The following is a 468-nucleotide window of genomic DNA, read 5'->3' as shown; positions in this document are numbered from 1 at the left end:
TACCGGCGTCATGTTCAGTGATGTGTCCAGTACGACCGTCTGAACGTTCGCGATGGGGCGCCCGATTGGCGTGACCGTATCGTCCGCCTGGCAACTCCAGTGCGTGACGTCGATGGCCGCTTCCGTCGGTCCGTACAGGTTGTAGAGCCTGACTTCCGGTAACGTGGCCAGTGCCCTGTCCTTCAGCTCCGTGGACAACGCCTCGCCACTGCAGATCACGCGCCTGAGGCCACTACACTGCTGCGCGCCTTCATAGGCGATAAACGCCTGCAGCATCGACGGCACGAAATGCAGTGTCGTCACCACGTGACGTTCGATCAGTTCAACCAGTTTCTGCGGATCGCGATGATCGTCCGGCGCGGCGACTGCCAGACGCGCGCCTGTCATCAACGGCCAGAAGAACTCCCAGACCGAGACGTCGAAGCTGAACGGCGTTTTCTGCAGCACCGTGTCCGTGGCATCCAGCGC

General features: G+C 61.5%; 1 protein-coding gene. It reads right to left on the bottom strand.

The annotated features are described in order from the left end of the window. Positions 1-468: AMP-binding protein (locus PQR67_RS38230; protein WP_408467961.1), on the bottom strand; the 468-nt coding region annotated here is incomplete at both ends.

Origin of the sequence: Paraburkholderia fungorum, from assembly GCF_046026025.1 — a bacterium.
GTDB classification, from domain to species: Bacteria; Pseudomonadota; Gammaproteobacteria; order Burkholderiales; family Burkholderiaceae; genus Paraburkholderia; species Paraburkholderia fungorum_E.
The sequence above is the reverse complement of the archived record's forward strand: the minus strand, read 5'-3'. Positions and strand labels throughout refer to the sequence as shown.